A 16820-nucleotide genomic window follows, 5' to 3' on the forward strand; every position below is an offset into this window, starting at 1 on the left:
CACCATGCGCATCCGCAGCACCAAGCCAGAGTTCTGGCGCTCCGAGCGAGTCGCCCAGCTGTCCTGGGACGCCCGACTCGTCCTCAAGGGCCTCGAGTCCTACGTCGACGACAACGGCGTCGGCAAAGACGACATCGCGCTCATCCTCGGCGACGTGTTCTCTCGCGACATGCTCGCGAACCCTCGCGACACCCTCGCGAGGGTGTCTGCATCCGTTTCCGAGCTCTCCGAGCACGGTTTCGTGCACCGCTACGACGCCGACGGCACGAAGTTGCTCTACCTGTCCTGGTGGGACTCGAATCAACGCATCGATCGACCCGGCAAGGGGCGTTATCCCAGGCCAGACGGCACTATGGACTACAAGTCCTCCGAGATTCGCGAGAGTGTCGCGAGTGTGCCGCGAGCCCTCGACGCACCCTCGCGCCTGGAACAGGGGAACAGGGGAACAGGGGAACAGGGGAACAGCGTCGCCTCCGGCTCCCCCGCTGCCCCGGCAGAGCCGGAGCAGGTTCGCCCCGAGGTGGACGAACTTCTCGACGCTCTCGACGACGCCATCCAGTCCGTCGGACACAAGAAGCCCGCGCGCAACAAGACCGCCCGCGAGGAGATGCGCCGGATCCTCGACATCGATGGGTACACCGTCGAGCAGACCCGGTCCGTCATCGACTACCTCCCCCGCGACGACTTCTGGTGCGACAACGTCCGCTCCGCGAAGACCTTCCGGGCGAAGTTCGACGCCGTGAAGGGCCGCATGCTCAAGCAGCGCGACCGCACCCAGCAGCCACCGATCGACCGGCAGGCCCAGATCCTCCTCGCCGACCGAGAGCAACGCCTCGCCCGGGAAGGAGACACCCAGTGGCAGATCAGCCAGTGAACATCGACATCACCGAACAGGTGCTCATGTCCCTCAACCGCGCCGGCCTCGTCGACGCGAAGACCGGGCAAGCCGTCGCATGGAACGACGCACTCGAAGGACTCCCCGCCGCGGGCGTCTGGGAAGCCGTCCGGCACTTCAACCGCGAAGGCGTCCCCGAAGGCCGCCTGTTCCTCCGGGCATCCGACATCCGCAAGCGCGTGCTCGCGAAGATCGAGATCGTCCCGTTCCACCTCCGCTGCCCCGACCACCCGAACCCGCAGTACCGCGCCGCCCAGTGCCCCCAGTGCCGCAAGCAGATCGAGGCCCCCAACCCCGACGTCGTCGCCAAGGTCAAGATGCTCGCCCGGCAGCTCGACGCCGAGGGCAAGATGCGCGACGCCGAACGCGTCGCCGAACTCCAACGCAAGGCCGACGAATCCGCCGCCCGAGCCCGGGAGAAGCTCGAGAAGCAGCGCCAGCTCACCGAATACGAAGCCTCCGCCCATCCGGGCGGGGGCTTCTCTGCATCCGAGGAGAAGTCATGAAGTTCCGGCAGATCGCCACCATCGCCACGTGCGGCCTCGCTGTCGTCGCGGGGCTGTTCGCCGCCGCGAACGGCAACATGCTCGCTGCCGCAGCGTGGGGCGTCACCGCCATCGCCTGGCTGGGCGTCATCTTCGCCAATCGTGAAACTGCCATCTGGCGCGACATCGCCGCGAAATGGGAGCGCCAGGCACTCAGCGACGAAGAGATCGTCGCCATCAGTCAGCACGCCGACGACGTGACGCTCCGCGACATCAAGCGAGCCACCGACGTGTGGAGCGCCGCGGTCGATCTCGAAGCAATGCGCGGAACCGAGCCCAGTCGCATGGCCGGGTTCGCGCTCGCAGCCGTCATCGCCGCCGAAAGAGATCGGCAGGCGACGAAGTGACCCTCACCGACCTCGCCCACCACCTCGACACCGCGGCCAGGATCCTCACCGTCGCCGCGCGTGCCGTCACCGACCTCGAGAAGGAGGTCACCCGATGAAACTCGCATCCACCCTCTGCCTCGCCACCGCCACCGTCTGCGCCCTCGCCGCGATCTGGTCGCCCTGGCACTGGCAGTCCGCTGCCACCGCCGTGCTGCTCGTGCTCATCGGCGCGGGCCTCGCGGGACAGCGCAAGCCCGACGACATCGAAGTGCACCTCCACGACTTTCACGGCTACTCCCCCGAGGAAGTCGCCGAGGAGATCGCTAAGCACGACAGTCCCCCGGTCCACGTCCATAGCGCGGGGGACGTCAGCGCCGACGAGCTCGCCGAGCAGATCGTGCGCGAGCAGAAGCGTCGTGCGGCACTGCACGCCGAACGGCCCCACGGGCGGAGGGAAACCGGTCGGGACGACCCCAAGCCGGGAGAAGCGAATCTCCCACGTGGGAAGAACGACTATGGGAAGAAGGCCGACCAATGACTGCACCCACCTGGCTCAAGAAGAGTCGCCCCTTCGCGGCAGCCGTGATCGACGTCGTCAACTCGATCCGCAAGGACCTCGAGGTGAGCAATGACAGCGCGACACGAGAGATCGCCACGGCGGCATCGGTCACCACCGTCGCCTACGCCCTCCTCGACCTCTCCGACGGGGTCCGGGACGTCGCCGCAGCCATCCGCGCCACCAAGGAGGACCAATGATCTCCCTCCACCGCAAGACCCCGAAGCCCCACCCGAAGCCCCGCGCCCAATGGCTCGAGCTCGACGACAACGGCGAAGCCTGGTTCGTCGAACGAGCCAACGGCCTCGAGACCCGCACACGACTCATCCCCGCCGACGAGGAGGACTGATGATCCACCGGCTCTCCGCGCGGATGCGCGACCTCTACCGCGACCTCATGGCCGAAGCGCTCCACACCTTCGCCGACACCATCCGCGACAACATCCCCGACCCCAACACCACCGGCGACCCCGTCGCCGACTCGTACCAGTGGGGTCAGATCGACGGCATCACCCGCACAGCCGCAGGCATCGACGCATGGGCCGACGCCATCACCGCAGACAAGGAGACCACCCGATGAGCACTGAGCAGCTCAAAGCTTCGGCCGCCGAGAAGATCCGGGACGCCTACGCGCACGGCGATCAGCGTGCGAAGCGCCTCGCCATCACCCTCGCTGACCTCAAGGACGCACTCGAGGTACAGGAGGGCATGGTCGCCGGCCTCAAGGCCGGCATCACCAGGGACGCCCACCTGACCATCGGAGCACTCAGCAGCTGGGACATCGGCCGAACGGTCGCCTTCGAGTGGAAGGGGACCTACATGCGTGCACGGCTCGATTCGGTCCACGGTCACTACGACAGGATCATCGCCCGCAACCGCGAGCAGGGCATGGACTTCCGAGGTGGCCCCGCGAAGACGAGCGTCGACCTGGTCATCGGCGGGCACCACGTCGACCTCATCGACCCCACGACGCCGTGCGAGGTGATCGCATGATTGCCGTCCTCGCGCTCTGGCACGTCACCACAGGCATTGAGACCGCACGGTCGGTCAAGCGTCTCGAGCGGGACGTGCAGTCCCTGCGGGCAAGTGTGGACATGCTGTCCGAGCAGACCAACTGGTGGGCCGCAGTGATGGCGGACCACATCACCCTCACGTCCTGGGCGGTGACGCGATGAGCCGCATCATCGCCTGGCAGAACCCGCCGCGCGACTACCGGGACGAGGCATACGACATTACCCAGGAGCTCGCCGCGCATCCCGGGAAGTGGGCGCTCGTGCGCGAGACGGAGACGGATCTTGACCCGCTCGCGGACCTGCTCTCCTGCAACCCCTACCTCGAAGTTCGCGTGGCCAACCGTCGCGACTGGAAAGACCGCGAGGGCTTCATCAAGTACCAGACCGCCGACCTGTATGCCCGGGCGACCGAGGAGGACGCATGACCGCCCGCATCTACCGCGAGGACGGCTCATGGTGGTCCATCCAGCCCGACCCGTCCGGCGGGGAGATCCGCTGCCGATACCCCGACGGGCGGGCCGCGATGGTGGCGCTCGACCCCAGGAACCGGGAGCGGGTGCTGAGTCCCGCGCGCTACTGGATGGATGCGTACCGCCGTCTCGGCGGCGGATACCACCGCGGCACCGACTACCAGCTCGGTGGTCCCGTCCCCCAGCAGTACTCGCCCGGCCAGTGCCCACCTAGCAACACCACGACGAAGGACTGCGAATGACCGACCCCAACATCATCATCCGTGCCGTCAACGGCGCACGAGACGCTGCTCTCGCCCTCCGTGAGGCCGCGCGCACCCGCCGGCGGGGGCACAGCGAACCCGTCACCGGATCCGCCCCAGACGCGCCAGCACCGCTCAACCTCGACATGTTCGACCAGGCCGAGATGATCCACTACTGCGTTCAAGGCTGGGCCCGGATCGTCGAAGAAGACCAAGGCGACCCGCTCCCCGCCGACGACACGGCAGCGCTCGCCACCTACCTGCTCCACCACACCGGATGGATCAGCGAACAGGACTGGGCCGAGGACATGGTCAGTGAGCTGCGAGACCACGCCCACACGGCCGAGGGCATGCTCGGCACCCTGCCACGCCGGATCCCACTGCCCACCCCCTGCGAATGCGGTGCCCAACGCTGGGGATTCCCCGTCGAAGGACAAGGCGGGATGATCGTCGAATGCGCCCAAGGGCACGCAGTCACCCTCGCCCAGGCAGGCGGCAGCCCCACCCTCGTCAGCATCCGTGGGGCGCAGAAGGTGCTCGGCATCCGACGCACCGACATCTCCGACGCCGTTCGCACCGGACAGGTCACCAACCACGGCACCGAAGACCGGCCACTCGTCAACACTCAGGAGATCGAGGAGGTGTTGCGCGACCGACTCTGGAACCGGTATGTTTGCTGATGTGGACGTATTCCACGCGAAGCCCTGAGCCGACGAGGCCGGGGCTTTCTTCATGCCCCGGGTAGAGCACCCCATCCCCCCGATGCCGCTCCCCGGGCGTACCCCGGCCTAGGGCAGGCCCAGGGGTGCCGGCCCCCAGGTGTAGGCCCCACGGCCTCCCTGGGGGCTCATGCCCCGGGGTGCGGACCCCTAGGGCATCCACCCCACAACCCGCACCCGCCGCCAGGCCCGGCCGTAACGCATCGCAAGGGCGACGTCACGCACGGCGCACAGCACCAGCACAACAGGCCGACAGTCAGCCCAGCATCGCGCGCTGCACAGCCTCAGCGAACCGCTTCGCTTCCGCATGCGCGCACCGCAACTCGACGTCACCACCAGCCGTGGTCAGCACGACCATGGTGTTCCTCAGTCCATCCTTCTTGGTGCCGACATGGGCGACCGAGCGCAGCGGAATCATCTCGCTCTCACGCTTCCTCGTCACGCCAGTCGCGGCCAGCGAAAGGCCAGCAGTCGCGACACCGAGCGCCGCCTTCGCGCCACCGCTCATGCGGCCCTCACGAGTCCACTCGACCCGATCCGAGTAGAGACGCACCTTCGCGTTGCGACCAGCGATGTGTGAGGTCAGTTCCATGATGGGATCCATGAGCGCATCGTAGCCACGAACCCGGACGAACGAGGGTGGAACGGGGGCGGAGATGCCCGTCAAGAGGCGCGACAACCGCGAATACCGCGACCTCTCGCTCGCGCTACGCCGCAAGGCCCGACGAGCTGACACGCCATGCTGGATCTGCGGCAAACCGATCCTCTGGGACGTCGACTGGCGGCATCCGCTCAGCTACACGTACGACCACGAAGACGCCGTCGCCAACGGAGGCAAGATGCGCGGCATCGGCAGGCCGGCGCACAGGTCGTGCAACAGTCGGCGCGGGGCACCGCGACACGCGATCACGCCGCCCCGGGACACGCGGGAATGGTGACTCGGATGCCCCGGACGTCACCAAAGGTGGCCGAAAGTGACACACGGGCGGCCATCTGTCGCGTCGAGAGACCGGGTGGTGGTGCCCCTCCCCTCCCGGTTGTTGCGCCCTCCCGCTGCATAGTGCGGCTCTCACTCACGGCCCTCTGACCAGGTCGGACAGCTAGGCCTTGAAGTGTCATATCCTGTTCGTCCTGTTCACAGCCTTGTAGCTGTAACGCGCTCCGCGTAGACTGGCTCCATGCTCAAGTCGTGCACGCAGTGCGGATCGCCGATCCCCGCGCCTCATCGCGCGGACGCCTGGTTCTGCACGTCTGCCTGCCGGCAGAAGGCGTATCGCCGCCGTGCCCACCCGTTGCCTGCCGAGCTGACCTCGCGCCCTCGTTGGGTGCGCCACGACGATTCGAAGCGTCCTCTGACGGTTCTGGGGCGTCCGGCTTCGGTGACGGATCCGCTGACGTGGACGACGTACGCGAAGGCGTCACGTTCGTCGGTCGGTGTCGGCCTGGGGATCGTCCTCGGCGAAGGCCTCGGCTGCATCGACCTTGACCACTCCATCGTTCGCGGCCGCCTCACACCCTGGGCACGGGACATCGTCGACGACCATCGCGCCGACGCAATCCTGATCGAACGTTCCCGCTCCGGCGAGGGCGTCCACATCTTCCTCCCGATGGAGGAGGCCCCAGGCCGCAGGGTCCGCGACGGCCGAAACATCGAGACGTACTCCCGTGACCGCTACATCGCCGTGACGGGGGACCGAATCTAGGGGGTGCGCGATGGCTCGAGATCTCGCCCCCTGCGGCACTCCTGCCGCCGCTCGACGTCACCGCCGGCATAACGAGCCCCTCTGCGACGAGTGCGCGAATGCCGTGCGCGAGGAGAAGAACGAGCGCACCGCCGGGAAGCGTGAGGCCGCCGCGCAGGCAGCCCAGGACGCCCGGCCCGTGCCGAAGGACTTCGACCAGCTGTCGGTCCTCGAGGAAGTGCTCTCGAACCTTCGAGGGCAGCTCGCCGCGGCACCGCCGCAGTCGGTCGCCGGCATCGCGAAGCAGATCCGGGACACGGCTTCCGAGATCGCTCAGTTGACGGGATCGTCCACGCCGATGGCTCAGCAGTCGATGGGTGGTGGTGTCGATGACATCGCTGCTCGACGCGCCGAGCGCGAGGCGCGTAGGCGCGCAGCGACCGAGGGTTGAGTCGGTCCCGACTCACGAGTGGTCGGCGGCGGAGGACGCGATCGACCTCATGGACCTCGCGGGGAAGCCGCTCGATGAGTGGCAGGCTCACGTGCTCGAGGGCGCGATGGGTGAGCGCCCCGATGGTCGCTGGACGGCCTTCGAGGTCGGCCTCGTGGTGCCCCGCCAGAACGGCAAGAACGTCATCATCGAGGCTCGCGAGCTCGCGGGGCTGTTCATCCTCGGGGACCGCGTCATCATCCACTCGGCGCACCAGTTCAAGACGGCCCGCAAGTCGTTTCGGGACATGGAGCGTCTGGTGCGGAACACCCCGTCGCTGCACTCGCAGGTGCTCGGCTACAGGGGGCAGGGTCCGTGGGAGGACATCCGCGGGATCCGCCAGAACGGCACCGAGCTGTCGATCGAGCTGCAGAACGGATGCAAGCTCGAGTACCAGGCCCGTTCTGGGGGCGGCGGGCGCGGCTTCACCGGCGACCTGATCGTCCTCGATGAGGCCTACGACCTCTCGGTCGATGAGATTGCCGCGATGCTGCCGACGATGGCGGCCCGGTCGATGGATGGCAATCCGCAGATCTGGTACACGTCCTCGGCGGGCTTGCCGAAGTCGGAGGCGCTGGCGAACCTGCGGGAGCGCGGCACGGGCGGCGCGTCGCCCCGCCTGGCCTACTACGAGTGGTCCGCGCCCGACGACGCCGAGTCGGCGGACGTCGATGCCTGGTACGCGGCGAACCCCGGGCTCGGGGTGCGCATCTCCGAGGAGTGGATCCGCGAGACCGAGCTCGAGTCCGACATGGGCGACGAGCAGTTCCGTCGCGAGCGCCTGGGGATCTGGGCGCAGGTCGGCGGCGACTCCGCGATCTCGCCGTCGGCCTGGCGTCGCTGTCTCGACCCGGGATCGCAGCCTGGTGATCGTCTGGCGTTCGCTGTCGATGTTCCGCCGTCGCGGGACATGGCGACGATCGCGGCGGTCTCGGAGCGGCCTGACGGCGTGCGGCATGTGTCGATCGTGGCCCGCGAGGAGGGCACGGCGTGGGTCGCTGAGCGGCTCCGTGAGCTCAAGGAGAAGTGGTCGCCGGTAGCGGTGATCCTCGACGAGGGCTCAGCGGCCGGTGCTCTCCTGCCGGACGTGAAGCGCGCCCGGGTGCGGACGCAGGCGCTGAACATGCGGCAGTACGGGCAGGCGTGCGCGGCGGTCTATGACGCCGTGCAGCAGGGCAAGCTCGCGCACGTCGGCTACGAGGACCTGGACCGAGCGGTCGAGGCCGCGCAGATGAAGCCGATGGGCGAGTCACTGTGGAAGTGGGACCGCAAGACGCAGGTCGCTGACATCTCACCGCTGATCGCGGTGACGCACGCATGGCATGGGTTGACGGCGCGGTCGCGCCGATCCCCGGATACGCAACGGACGGGCCGCACCGCGGGCCGCAGAGTCGTGGGCAGGTCGCCTGTCGGACGGGGGTGATCGCTGGTGCGTCGAGCGACGGATGACGAGGCGAAGATCCTCGGGAACCTTCATCTGACGATCGTGGATCGGTCGCGCGGGAATCTCCTGCGAGATCGGTTCGTGCGGGCGAAGGAGCGGCTTCGGTCGACGGGGTTCACGATCCCGTCGTCGATGATGGGCTTCCAGGTACCGCTGGATTGGCCGCGGAAGGCGGTGGAGGTGTTCGCCTCCCGTCAGGTGCCGCTCGGCTACTCGACGCGGACGGACACGACCTTGCTGGACGACATCGCGGTCGTGGCTGAGGAGTCGAACCTCGACTTCATCGAGCGGCAGGCGATCCAGTCGGCCGACGCGTTTGGGTGCTCGTTCATCTTCACGTCGCGCGGGGATGCCGATGCTGGCGACTCCGAGGTGCTGGTGACGGCACGCTCGGCGCTGGCGGCCACGGCGGATCTCGACCCGCGTACGGGCCGGGTGCGGGCCGCTCTCGAGCTCATCGGTGGGCCGCGGGTGAATCTGTACCTGCCGGGCCGGGTGCTGACGTGTATCCGACGCTCTACGGACTGGATGGTCGAGGACGAGTGGTCCACGGGCACCCAGCGGGTGCTGTGCGCCCCCTACGTCCACGGTGCGACGCTCGAGCGGCCTCTCGGTCAGTCGAGGGTGACGCCGACGATCATGGAGCTGACCTACGGGGCGACGCGCACCCTGCTGCGGCAGGAAGTCGCGGCGGAGTTCTACCAGGCTCCCCGTTCGGTGCTCCTCGGTGCGGACTCGTCGGTGTTCGATGAGCCCGGCGCGTGGTCGGCGATCACGGGCTCCGTGTGGGGCCTGCCGGACGTCACGATCGACGACGACCAGGACATGCCGGACACGCTGCGCAGGGCGTCCCTGCAGCAGATTCCGCAGATGTCGATGCAGCCGTTCTCGGACGAGTTCCGACTTCTCGCATCGAACATGGCGGGCGCGTCGTCGATCCCGGTGCACTACCTCGGGGTCACGCAGGACTCGAATCCGACGTCCGCTGAGGCGCTGCAGACCATCGAGAACGATCTGGTGCGCACGGTCCGCGGGCAGGAGCCGAGCTTCAACATTGGCCGGCGGATGCTCGCGCTGAACATCCTGACGGCCCTGTACGGCGACCTTGATGCGGCGGCGATGGCTGACCTGCGCGGGCTCACCCCGCGCTGGGAGGATCCACGCTACAGGTCGATGTCGGAGCAGTCGCAGTTCGTCGCTCTGCAGGTGCAGACCGGCAACATGCAGCCCGGGACCGACGCGACCCTTCGTCAGCTGCCCCTCTCTCCTGCCGACGCGCACGAGATTCGGCAGGACAACCTCCGGGCCGCTGGCTCGGGGGCGCTCGACAAGATCCTCGCTGGCCAGTCTGACGACACCACGACGGACGCCCCAGAGTCGAGTGAGGTGGACGAGCTCACGAAGCGCGTCACCGCGCTCGGCACTCTGATCCGTGCCGGCGTGAAGCCCGACTCCGCCGCCCAGGCGAGCGGGCTCCACAACCTGGCCTTCTGGCCCGGCCAGCCGGTGACGATCCGCGAGGCCGACAGTGGTCAGCAGAGCTGAGGCCGGGAAGTTCAAGCGGGCGAACGACCAACTTACCCATGCGATCCAGCGGGACATCCGCAAGGCGTGGGGTGCGCTCGGGGCCTACTCGCCCGAGGGGAAGCGCGACGCTCTCCTCGACATTGTCCCGGGTCTCGTCTCCACCTACGGAGACGCAGCCGCCGCGGTCGCGATGGAGTACTTCGAGACGACCACGGGTGCTCGCGGCACGATTCACGACGGGTCGACACCCGAGGCCGTCCAGGGTTCGATCCGGGCGCTCATCGGCGGACTGTGGACCGGTCAGGAGGCCGAGGCGATCTCACTCGTCATCGGCTCTGCGACCCGGCACATGCTGCAGGCGGGCCGGTCGTCGATTTACCGGTCGACACGGTCAACGCCGGGCCTCCGATTCGCCAGGGTGCCCGAGGCCGGCGCGTGCGACTGGTGCCGGATCATGTCGAGCCGCGGTGCGGTCTACCTGTCCCGGGAGTCCGCCGGCGGCGAGAACAACAAGTACCACGACGACTGCGCGTGCCTCGCGACGGCGATTCGTGATGGCGACGAGCTCCCGTACGACGCAGAGGCGCTGTACGCCGAGTACAAGCCCGCCTGGGAGGCCGCTGGCGGCACGGGCGTCCAAGCCGGGGAAGTGGCTCGCGAGATGCGCCGCATCCGAGCCGCCGCGGCCTGACAGACCACCCACCGGACGGTGGGCCACTCCGCCCCGCACGGGGCACTCCACTACACCCGCAGGGGGAACGAGCATGACCGACGACGTCAAGGATGCCGCCGAGCAGGAGCCGCAGGGCACCGAGCAGGACGAGCAGCCCACGACCGAGACCCAGGCCGACGAGAAGCCGGCCGAGGACTCGAAGCCCGACATCGACTGGAAGGCGATGTCTCGGAAGCACGAGGACCGCTCCAAGGCCCTCGCGACCCAGGTCGAAGATCTCACCAAGCAGCTCGAGACCGCGAACAGCGCCGCAGGGCGCGTGAGCGAGCTCGAGGCCAGCGTTTCCGCCGCTGAGAAGCGCGCGGAACGGGCCGAGATCGCCGCCGAGATCGCCTCCGCGAAGGGCGTCAAGCTCCGATACCTCTCCGGGGAGACCCGCGAGGAACTCGAGGCTACCGCCGACGCCTGGCTCGAGGACGCCCGCGCGGCCGCGAAGGTCGGCGTCGTCCCCACGCAGGGCACGGGAGATTCCGCTCCCCGCACGTCGTCGTTTGCATCCGGTGCTGAGCGCGCCCGCGCCCAGTCCGACAAGACCAAGTAAGGAGGGGCCATGAGCCTCAGCATCACCACCAAGAAGTACGGGGGCGGCGACGATTCGTGGCTCGGCTCCCGCCACGCCGTCGACAACGCCCAGACCGGCACCCTCGACGCCGCGGCGTTCGCATCGGCCGCCGACGGGCTCGTGAAGTCCGGGACCCCCGTCAAGGCGCAGGGCGGCAAGTTCGTCCCCGCCGGCGCGGACGCCCCGACCGGCTTCGTCCTCGGCGACCACTCCGTGAAGGACGGCGACGACACCGCCGCGATCGTCTGGCACGGTCTGATCGTCGTCGAGAATCTGCCCGTCGAGGGCTTCACCGTGCCCGCCGACAAGGGCGCGTTCACCTACGTCGGCGGCACCGCTGCCGGAGAGGAGGCCTGACCCATGGCTCTGTGGACTGACCTCATCAACCCCGGCGACCTCACCGGGTTCTCCCGCACCGTCGCCGACCAGTTCGACGCCGACGGCTCCACCCTCTCCGAGGTGTTCCCGTCGATCTCCACCTCGGACACGAACTTCAAGTGGTTCGTGAATGAGAAGGCTCAGGACGTCGCTGCGTTCCGCGCGTACGACGCCGAGTCGAAGATCGGTGGCGCGTCGGGCCTCGAGGAGAAGGTCGCGTCCCTCGCTGCCATCTCCCTCAAGAAGCGCTTCGGCGAGTACGACCAGCTCGTGCGTTCCTCGCAGAACTCCCCGGAGTCCGTGCAGGCCGCTGCCGACCGTCTCGCCACCGAGGTGGCCCAGGGGATCATGCGCCGCATCGTGCAGGTGCGCGCCGAGGCCCTGGTGACCGGCAAGCTGGCGATCAACGACGGCTACGGCGAGTACAAGTTCACGCAGAACGTGGACTTCGGTCGCCGCCCCGACCACACCGTGACCGCCGCTGCGGCATGGGACGGTGCTGCGGATCCGATCGTGGATCTCGAGCAGTGGCGTCAGGCGTACGTGGACCACACCGGCCAGGAGCCGACGTCGCTGTACGCGTCCCCGAAGGTCGTCGCCGCCCTGTCGCGCAACGACAAGGTGCGCGCCTACCTCGGCTCGAACGCTCCGGCCCTGCTGGACCGCGCGACGATCAACAACATCCTCGCCGGCTACGGCCTGCCCGCGATCACGGTCCACACGGCCCGCGTGCTCGGTCAGGCCGTCCTCGACGAGAACGTCATCGTGTTCGCTTCGGCGGGCGCGGGCGCGACCGTCTGGGGCCAGACCATCGAGTCGACGGATCCCCGTTACAGCCTCTCCGATGCGGCCCTTCCCGGTCTCGTCGTCGGGGCGTACGCGACCGATGACCCGGCGACCAAGTGGATCCACGGCAACGCTCGCGCGCTGCCGATCCTCGGGAACCCGGATCTCACCTTCGCCGCGAAGGTGCTGGGCGTCTGATCGGCCGTGCGGGGCGGGCCATCTGCTCGCCCCGCACCTCCCCTAGGAGGTTCACATGACCAAGCTGCGCGACGACCTCGACGGGGTCGTCTACATCGATGGTGCCGCCTACAAGGCCGGAGACGAGGTGCCCCGCGGTGCCGTGGTCGCCGCGTCGCTCACGGCTCCCGAACCGCAGTCAGCGCCCCCGAAGCGGGGCCGTCCTCGCCGGGAGGGCTGATGTGGGTCACCCCTGACGACGTTCGAGATCGGTGGGTCGGGGGTGACCTGGACTTCACCGACCAGACCATCGCGACCCTGATCGGTGACGCCGAGGACGCGATCCGCGCGTCGGTGCCTGACATCGACCAGATGGTCGACACCAAGATCCCGCTGGCTCGAGTGTCTCGAGTGATCTCCCGGATGGTGATCCGGGTGCTGAGGAACCCCGAGGGGATCCGAACACTGCAGGAGACCACCGGTCAGTTCTCTGGTTCCACCACCTATGCGGGCGATGTGCTCGGCGAGATCGTCTTCACCGACGAGGACCGCCGAGACCTCCTCGGCAAGGGGCCGACCGGGCGACGCGCCTACTCCGTGATGCCCGGCGGCATCCGATGAGGCGCATTACTACGGCGCTCGCGATCCGGCGACGCCTCGAGGGCGCGAAGGACATCTACAACAACCCGAAGAAGGCACACGGTGAACCCGAGGCGTGGCCCGTCTACGCGGTATCGCCTCGCTCATCGACCGAGCCGCAGGAGCCGAACAGGGATCTCGTGATCACCGGCATCACGGTGTTCGCCCCCGTGGGCGGTCCAACGCCGGGTCCTCACGACCTCGTCGACTACGGCGACGACACCTGGCAAGTGACAGGCAAAGTCGGCACCTGGGACGAGAACCCGCACGTCGTCTCCACACGGCAGCACGGGATCGTCGTCAACCTCGATCGAACGGAGGGGTGATGGCACAGATGAAGTTCCGGGCCGACACCAAGGGCATCGGCGAGTTTCTCGCCGGCCGGGAGGTGCAGAAGATGGTCCGCCGCTCCGGCGACGCCATCGCACGCCGAGCGGGGCCGAAGTTCGAGGCCGACACCTGGATCAGCCCGACGCAGGGCACGAGCGCGAAGGGCAACTCCACGCCTCCGCGTGCCATCTCCGGCGTCACCATGAAGCACGGGGCGTTCCCGCGCGGCAGTCGCTCCGCTGAGCGCCTGCAGCAGGCGATCCAGGCGGGCCGAGTCTGATGCCTCAGATCTACGGTCCCCCGAACGTCGTCGCCGGGCTCATCGCGTTCTACGTACTCCACGGCGTCGACGCCAGGTCCCGCGTTCCCCTCGAGCGCACCCCCGGCATGGTCCGTGTCTCCCGCATCGGCGGGTTCCCCGAGAACCCGCAGCAGGACCACGCTCGGCTTCTCGTCGAGGTGTGGGAGGGGGACCAGGAGGACTCGTTCAACGCGGCCCGCCACCTCTGGGGGCTTGTCGGTGCGATCGAGGACCAGGAAGCGCTGCCCGGGCTCGTCACCCACCACATCGAGCCGGCCACGATGCCGTCCCAGTTCCAGGACGACGACGCCCCCGAGCTCGACCGACACCAGTTCGAGATCGACGCCTACGTGCGCATGGAGCCGATGGAGGTCGCATGAAGATCCAGCACCCTGCCTTCCCCGAGATCACGAAGGACGTGACGGCGTACGCCTCCTGGCGCGACGCCGGATGGACCGTGGTCGACAACAAGCACCCGGAGCCCGACCCGGCACCGGACCCCACTCCGGAGCATGCGGAGGCCGCCGAGCCTGCGAAGCCTCGGAAGTCCCGGCGGCGCTGACCGGGACAGCCAGACAGGTCAGCCTCTGCCAGCGAATCCACCGAAGAGTTCCTCGCGGCCGCGCTGCGCGGCTTCGGCGGCTTCGGCAAGGTTCGAGTACGAGCCAAAGCTGACCTTTCGTCCCTCGTGGCGAATCTGGACGTAATACCCGCCACCCCTTGCGCGGTACACGTTGCGGTATCCCGTGGATGAGCTATTTCCGCTCTGGTTCCACTGGTTCTCACTTCGTGTCGCCAACCGGAGATGTGCGGGTTCGATGCATGCCCGGTTGTAGCAGGTGTGATCCACCTGCATTCCGGGAGGCAGCTCTCCATGGTGAAGGAGGTACGCCAACCGATGGGCACCGATGGACTTACCTCCGGTAGTCACGATGCCGTACCCGTCGGGAGACATTCCGCCGGTCCAGACAAGGCACTCCCCCTGGCGTTCCGAGTGTGAAGCCAGAGACCCAGCCGGGTCGCCTCGGTTGTTCCCCCTCGCAAGAGGGTCGCCGCGCTTCTTCCACCGCCGGTAGTGCATCGAGCACCACCCGCGAGCCTCGTGCGGCCTTGAGCATCCGTCGATAGCGCAGATCTGTGCTGTCAAAACAGGACTCCCCTTCCTCTCGATCCCGGTAGGCCCGGGCTCGCTCACATGGCCCATCATAACCTTTGGATGGGACGAAAGGAATAGTCATCGCACTTCCCAATGGATTCGTCGGCGCTCCCGTCTCGGGGGGCATCTACTCCGGCGAGACGACCGCCACCCTGCCCGCCGACGCGATCGCCGCGATCAGCGACGCCGACCTCGACAAGCTCGGCTACCTCTCCGATGAGGGCTACTCCCTCACCCGCGACAGGTCCACCGACGACATTCGGCGCTGGGGCGGCCAGATCTTCCGCACCGTGCAGACCGAGTTCTCGGAGACTCTGTCGTTCACCTTCCTCGAGGGCGACAAGGTCGAGGTGCTCAAGGAGGTCTTCGGGGCCGACAACGTCACCGGCACCGCCGAGACCGGGATCTCGATCAAGCACAACGAGCAGACGCTCTCCAACCGCGCCTTCGTGTTCGACATGAAGGACGGCGACAAGCGCCGCCGCCTCGTGGTGCCCAACGGTCAGATCACCGAGACCGAGGACATCACCTACTCCCACTCCGACGTCGTCCGCTACGGCGTGACCGTCACCTGCTACGCCGACGACGACGGCAACTGCGCCTACGAGTACATCGCGCAGCAGACCGCCGGCAGCGGCGGCAGCGGGGAGTGACCGTCGGCCGCCCAGCTGAGGCCCGCACAGGGCTCGCTGGGCGGCCGCTCCTCCCCCACCTAAACCCCTGGCGCGCCGGCAATTCATGGGGAGTCCTCCGGCGCGCCAGGCCTCTCACCCCAGGACTCCCTCCCAACGAAAGGACACCCCATGCCCACGAAGGCCCCTCAGGACCACAAGTCCCCCGCGAAGAAGAACAAGAAGATCGCTCCGCATGACCCGAGCGAGATGTTCGTCTACGACGCCCCGCACTCGGGTGTCACGGTCACGCTTCCCTACACGGAGAACCTGCCCTCCGGTGCGATCCGTCGCGCGCAGAAGAACGCGGGCGACAACGAGATGGCGTTCTACTTCGCGATCCTCGAGGAGCTTCTCGAGGACGACTTCGAGGACACGGTCGATCCCCTTCTGCAGCGCGAGATCGCCGAGATGATCAAGCGCTGGGAGGGCGAGTCCGCCACTGAGCTGGGGGAATCCTCGGCCTCCTGAGTCTCATCGCAGACCACTCGGAGGCGATCGAATTCGACCTCATTCGGATGGGCCTGCGTCTGCGCGACGTGGGCTCATCCGGATTCAACTGGCGGGACCTATGGGTCGTCGTCCGGAACCTTGGGCGAGACTCCGCGGTCTACGCCGCGATCAACGCTGACGACGACAGGGCCGACCCCGCGTGGGGAGTGAGCGAGTACCTGCTCGCGGCCGCCGTCGACGCACTGAACTTCCGCCTCTACCAGGCCGGTGGAGGCAAGGGGCAGAAGCCCAAACCGATCCCCCGCCCGGGGGACATCGTCCGCACTCGCGGCGATGCCATGTCGCAGGCCGAGGCCGACGCCTGGCTCGGCTGGAACGGCGAGACCGCCCCGATCTTCGAGGCGACCAACGACGCGAAGATCACCGCCGCCCTGGCTGCTGGCGAGTCCAGCAGGCAGATCGCTGAACGCCTCGACGTACCCCTCGACCTGGTCAACCGAATGGCCGTCGAGATGCCCGCGACGCCCGAGCCGCTCCCGGCAGCGCAGCCACCTGCAACACCGGAATCCACCGACCAGGAACGCGCGCGAGCAATCAAGCAGGCGATCGCGGCTGGCGACCGTCGCGCGGACATCGCTGACCGATTCGAAGTGTCCGTCTCCACTGTCGGCCGAATTGCCCGTGGCGAGTCATGGGTGCACATCTGACAACTGCATAGGGGGC

At 68.0% G+C, this 16820-nt stretch carries 32 protein-coding genes; 30 read left to right on the forward strand and 2 right to left on the reverse strand.

The window, feature by feature from the left end; translation table 11 throughout:
• Positions 1-4 precede the first annotated feature (4 nt).
• The 12 genes from Bra3105_RS06640 to Bra3105_RS06695 all read left to right on the forward strand — a co-directional run bounded on the left by Bra3105_RS06640 (position 5) and on the right by Bra3105_RS06695 (position 4729).
• A complete protein-coding gene (locus Bra3105_RS06640) occupies positions 5-874 on the forward strand; it encodes a phage replication protein O (RefSeq protein ID WP_228359117.1) in 870 nt (289 codons plus the stop codon).
• On the forward strand, positions 871-1401 hold the full coding sequence (locus tag Bra3105_RS06645) for a hypothetical protein (protein WP_228359118.1): 531 nt from the start codon (positions 871-873) through the stop codon (positions 1399-1401). The genes Bra3105_RS06640 and Bra3105_RS06645 overlap by 4 nt, the downstream gene beginning before the upstream one ends.
• Complete coding sequence (locus Bra3105_RS06650) at positions 1398-1787, forward strand: hypothetical protein (protein ID WP_228359119.1); 390 nt, start codon at positions 1398-1400, stop codon at positions 1785-1787. Before Bra3105_RS06645 ends, Bra3105_RS06650 begins: the two co-directional genes overlap by 4 nt.
• 94 nt (positions 1788-1881) lie before the next feature.
• Complete coding sequence (locus Bra3105_RS06655; protein ID WP_228359120.1) at positions 1882-2307, forward strand: hypothetical protein; 426 nt, start codon at positions 1882-1884, stop codon at positions 2305-2307.
• Entirely contained in the window at positions 2304-2525 is a 222-nt protein-coding gene (locus Bra3105_RS06660; protein ID WP_228359121.1) for a hypothetical protein, read from the forward strand. The genes Bra3105_RS06655 and Bra3105_RS06660 overlap by 4 nt, the downstream gene beginning before the upstream one ends.
• Positions 2522-2674 (forward strand): hypothetical protein, encoded by a 153-nt coding sequence (locus Bra3105_RS06665; protein WP_193636272.1) that lies wholly within the window; start codon positions 2522-2524, stop codon positions 2672-2674. Before Bra3105_RS06660 ends, Bra3105_RS06665 begins: the two co-directional genes overlap by 4 nt.
• Positions 2674-2904, forward strand: a complete 231-nt coding sequence (locus Bra3105_RS06670; protein WP_228359122.1) for a hypothetical protein — start codon at positions 2674-2676, stop codon at positions 2902-2904. Before Bra3105_RS06665 ends, Bra3105_RS06670 begins: the two co-directional genes overlap by 1 nt.
• Complete coding sequence (locus Bra3105_RS06675; RefSeq protein WP_228359123.1) at positions 2901-3317, forward strand: hypothetical protein; 417 nt, start codon at positions 2901-2903, stop codon at positions 3315-3317. Before Bra3105_RS06670 ends, Bra3105_RS06675 begins: the two co-directional genes overlap by 4 nt.
• Positions 3314-3499: a hypothetical protein gene (locus Bra3105_RS06680; protein ID WP_228359124.1), complete on the forward strand. Its 186-nt coding sequence runs from the start codon at positions 3314-3316 to the stop codon at positions 3497-3499. Before Bra3105_RS06675 ends, Bra3105_RS06680 begins: the two co-directional genes overlap by 4 nt.
• Positions 3496-3762 (forward strand): hypothetical protein, encoded by a 267-nt coding sequence (locus tag Bra3105_RS06685; protein WP_228359125.1) that lies wholly within the window; start codon positions 3496-3498, stop codon positions 3760-3762. The genes Bra3105_RS06680 and Bra3105_RS06685 overlap by 4 nt, the downstream gene beginning before the upstream one ends.
• The gene (locus tag Bra3105_RS06690) at positions 3759-4049 is read left to right on the forward strand and encodes a hypothetical protein (protein ID WP_228359126.1); all 291 of its coding nucleotides are present in this window, start codon (positions 3759-3761) and stop codon (positions 4047-4049) included. The genes Bra3105_RS06685 and Bra3105_RS06690 overlap by 4 nt, the downstream gene beginning before the upstream one ends.
• Positions 4046-4729, forward strand: a complete 684-nt coding sequence (locus tag Bra3105_RS06695) for a hypothetical protein (protein ID WP_228359127.1) — start codon at positions 4046-4048, stop codon at positions 4727-4729. Before Bra3105_RS06690 ends, Bra3105_RS06695 begins: the two co-directional genes overlap by 4 nt.
• Before the next feature lie 295 nt (positions 4730-5024).
• Here the strand turns inward: Bra3105_RS06695 and Bra3105_RS06700 are convergent, their stop codons facing one another.
• Complete coding sequence (locus tag Bra3105_RS06700; RefSeq protein WP_228359128.1) at positions 5025-5372, reverse strand: hypothetical protein; 348 nt, start codon at positions 5370-5372, stop codon at positions 5025-5027.
• 52 nt (positions 5373-5424) lie between these two features.
• Here Bra3105_RS06700 and Bra3105_RS06705 point away from each other — a divergent pair, with 52 nt between their 5' ends.
• The 15 genes from Bra3105_RS06705 (at position 5425) to Bra3105_RS06775 (ending at position 14379) form a co-directional block, all read left to right on the forward strand.
• Positions 5425-5706 (forward strand): hypothetical protein, encoded by a 282-nt coding sequence (locus Bra3105_RS06705; protein WP_228359129.1) that lies wholly within the window; start codon positions 5425-5427, stop codon positions 5704-5706.
• Between the two features lie 240 nt (positions 5707-5946).
• The gene (locus tag Bra3105_RS06710) at positions 5947-6471 is read left to right on the forward strand and encodes a hypothetical protein (protein ID WP_228359130.1); all 525 of its coding nucleotides are present in this window, start codon (positions 5947-5949) and stop codon (positions 6469-6471) included.
• Positions 6472-6574: 103 nt separating this feature from the next.
• On the forward strand, positions 6575-6901 hold the full coding sequence (locus tag Bra3105_RS06715) for a hypothetical protein (RefSeq protein WP_228359132.1): 327 nt from the start codon (positions 6575-6577) through the stop codon (positions 6899-6901).
• Between the two features lie 49 nt (positions 6902-6950).
• On the forward strand, positions 6951-8363 hold the full coding sequence (locus Bra3105_RS06720) for a hypothetical protein (RefSeq protein ID WP_228359133.1): 1413 nt from the start codon (positions 6951-6953) through the stop codon (positions 8361-8363).
• A 153-nt stretch (positions 8364-8516) separates the two neighbouring features.
• On the forward strand, positions 8517-9929 hold the full coding sequence (locus Bra3105_RS06725; protein ID WP_228359134.1) for a hypothetical protein: 1413 nt from the start codon (positions 8517-8519) through the stop codon (positions 9927-9929).
• Positions 9913-10602, forward strand: coding sequence for a VG15 protein (locus tag Bra3105_RS06730; RefSeq protein WP_228359135.1), 690 nt, complete (start codon positions 9913-9915; stop codon positions 10600-10602). The genes Bra3105_RS06725 and Bra3105_RS06730 overlap by 17 nt, the downstream gene beginning before the upstream one ends.
• A 73-nt stretch (positions 10603-10675) precedes the next feature.
• Positions 10676-11185, forward strand: a complete 510-nt coding sequence (locus Bra3105_RS06735; RefSeq protein ID WP_228359136.1) for a hypothetical protein — start codon at positions 10676-10678, stop codon at positions 11183-11185.
• Positions 11186-11194: 9 nt separating this feature from the next.
• Positions 11195-11563 (forward strand): hypothetical protein, encoded by a 369-nt coding sequence (locus Bra3105_RS06740; RefSeq protein ID WP_228359137.1) that lies wholly within the window; start codon positions 11195-11197, stop codon positions 11561-11563.
• A gap of 3 nt (positions 11564-11566) precedes the next feature.
• Positions 11567-12568 (forward strand): major capsid protein, encoded by a 1002-nt coding sequence (locus Bra3105_RS06745; protein WP_228359138.1) that lies wholly within the window; start codon positions 11567-11569, stop codon positions 12566-12568.
• 55 nt (positions 12569-12623) lie between these two features.
• On the forward strand, positions 12624-12788 hold the full coding sequence (locus Bra3105_RS06750) for a hypothetical protein (RefSeq protein WP_228359139.1): 165 nt from the start codon (positions 12624-12626) through the stop codon (positions 12786-12788).
• The gene (locus Bra3105_RS06755) at positions 12788-13168 is read left to right on the forward strand and encodes a Gp19/Gp15/Gp42 family protein (RefSeq protein WP_228359140.1); all 381 of its coding nucleotides are present in this window, start codon (positions 12788-12790) and stop codon (positions 13166-13168) included. The genes Bra3105_RS06750 and Bra3105_RS06755 overlap by 1 nt, the downstream gene beginning before the upstream one ends.
• Positions 13165-13512 carry a hypothetical protein gene (locus Bra3105_RS06760; RefSeq protein ID WP_228359141.1) on the forward strand — a complete coding sequence of 116 codons (348 nt, stop codon included), beginning with the start codon at positions 13165-13167 and terminating at the stop codon, positions 13510-13512. Before Bra3105_RS06755 ends, Bra3105_RS06760 begins: the two co-directional genes overlap by 4 nt.
• Entirely contained in the window at positions 13512-13796 is a 285-nt protein-coding gene (locus Bra3105_RS06765) for a hypothetical protein (RefSeq protein ID WP_228359142.1), read from the forward strand. Before Bra3105_RS06760 ends, Bra3105_RS06765 begins: the two co-directional genes overlap by 1 nt.
• Positions 13796-14197, forward strand: a complete 402-nt coding sequence (locus Bra3105_RS06770; RefSeq protein WP_228359143.1) for a hypothetical protein — start codon at positions 13796-13798, stop codon at positions 14195-14197. The genes Bra3105_RS06765 and Bra3105_RS06770 overlap by 1 nt, the downstream gene beginning before the upstream one ends.
• Positions 14194-14379: a hypothetical protein gene (locus tag Bra3105_RS06775; RefSeq protein WP_228359144.1), complete on the forward strand. Its 186-nt coding sequence runs from the start codon at positions 14194-14196 to the stop codon at positions 14377-14379. The genes Bra3105_RS06770 and Bra3105_RS06775 overlap by 4 nt, the downstream gene beginning before the upstream one ends.
• Before the next feature lie 18 nt (positions 14380-14397).
• Here Bra3105_RS06775 and Bra3105_RS18635 read toward each other — a convergent pair whose 3' ends face one another.
• The gene (locus Bra3105_RS18635; protein WP_407650900.1) at positions 14398-15024 is read right to left on the reverse strand and encodes an HNH endonuclease signature motif containing protein; all 627 of its coding nucleotides are present in this window, start codon (positions 15022-15024) and stop codon (positions 14398-14400) included.
• 5 nt (positions 15025-15029) lie between these two features.
• On the opposite strand from Bra3105_RS18635, the gene Bra3105_RS06780 reads away from it, so the two are divergent.
• The 3 genes from Bra3105_RS06780 (at position 15030) to Bra3105_RS06790 (ending at position 16804) form a co-directional block, all read left to right on the forward strand.
• Complete coding sequence (locus Bra3105_RS06780; protein WP_228359145.1) at positions 15030-15626, forward strand: phage tail tube protein; 597 nt, start codon at positions 15030-15032, stop codon at positions 15624-15626.
• A gap of 150 nt (positions 15627-15776) precedes the next feature.
• The gene (locus tag Bra3105_RS06785; RefSeq protein WP_228359146.1) at positions 15777-16115 is read left to right on the forward strand and encodes a hypothetical protein; all 339 of its coding nucleotides are present in this window, start codon (positions 15777-15779) and stop codon (positions 16113-16115) included.
• Between the two features lie 47 nt (positions 16116-16162).
• The gene (locus tag Bra3105_RS06790; protein ID WP_228359147.1) at positions 16163-16804 is read left to right on the forward strand and encodes a helix-turn-helix domain-containing protein; all 642 of its coding nucleotides are present in this window, start codon (positions 16163-16165) and stop codon (positions 16802-16804) included.
• The last annotated feature ends 16 nt before the right edge of the window (positions 16805-16820 follow it).

This window comes from Brachybacterium halotolerans subsp. kimchii (genome assembly GCF_020792675.1).
GTDB classification, from domain to species: Bacteria; Actinomycetota; Actinomycetes; order Actinomycetales; family Dermabacteraceae; genus Brachybacterium; species Brachybacterium halotolerans.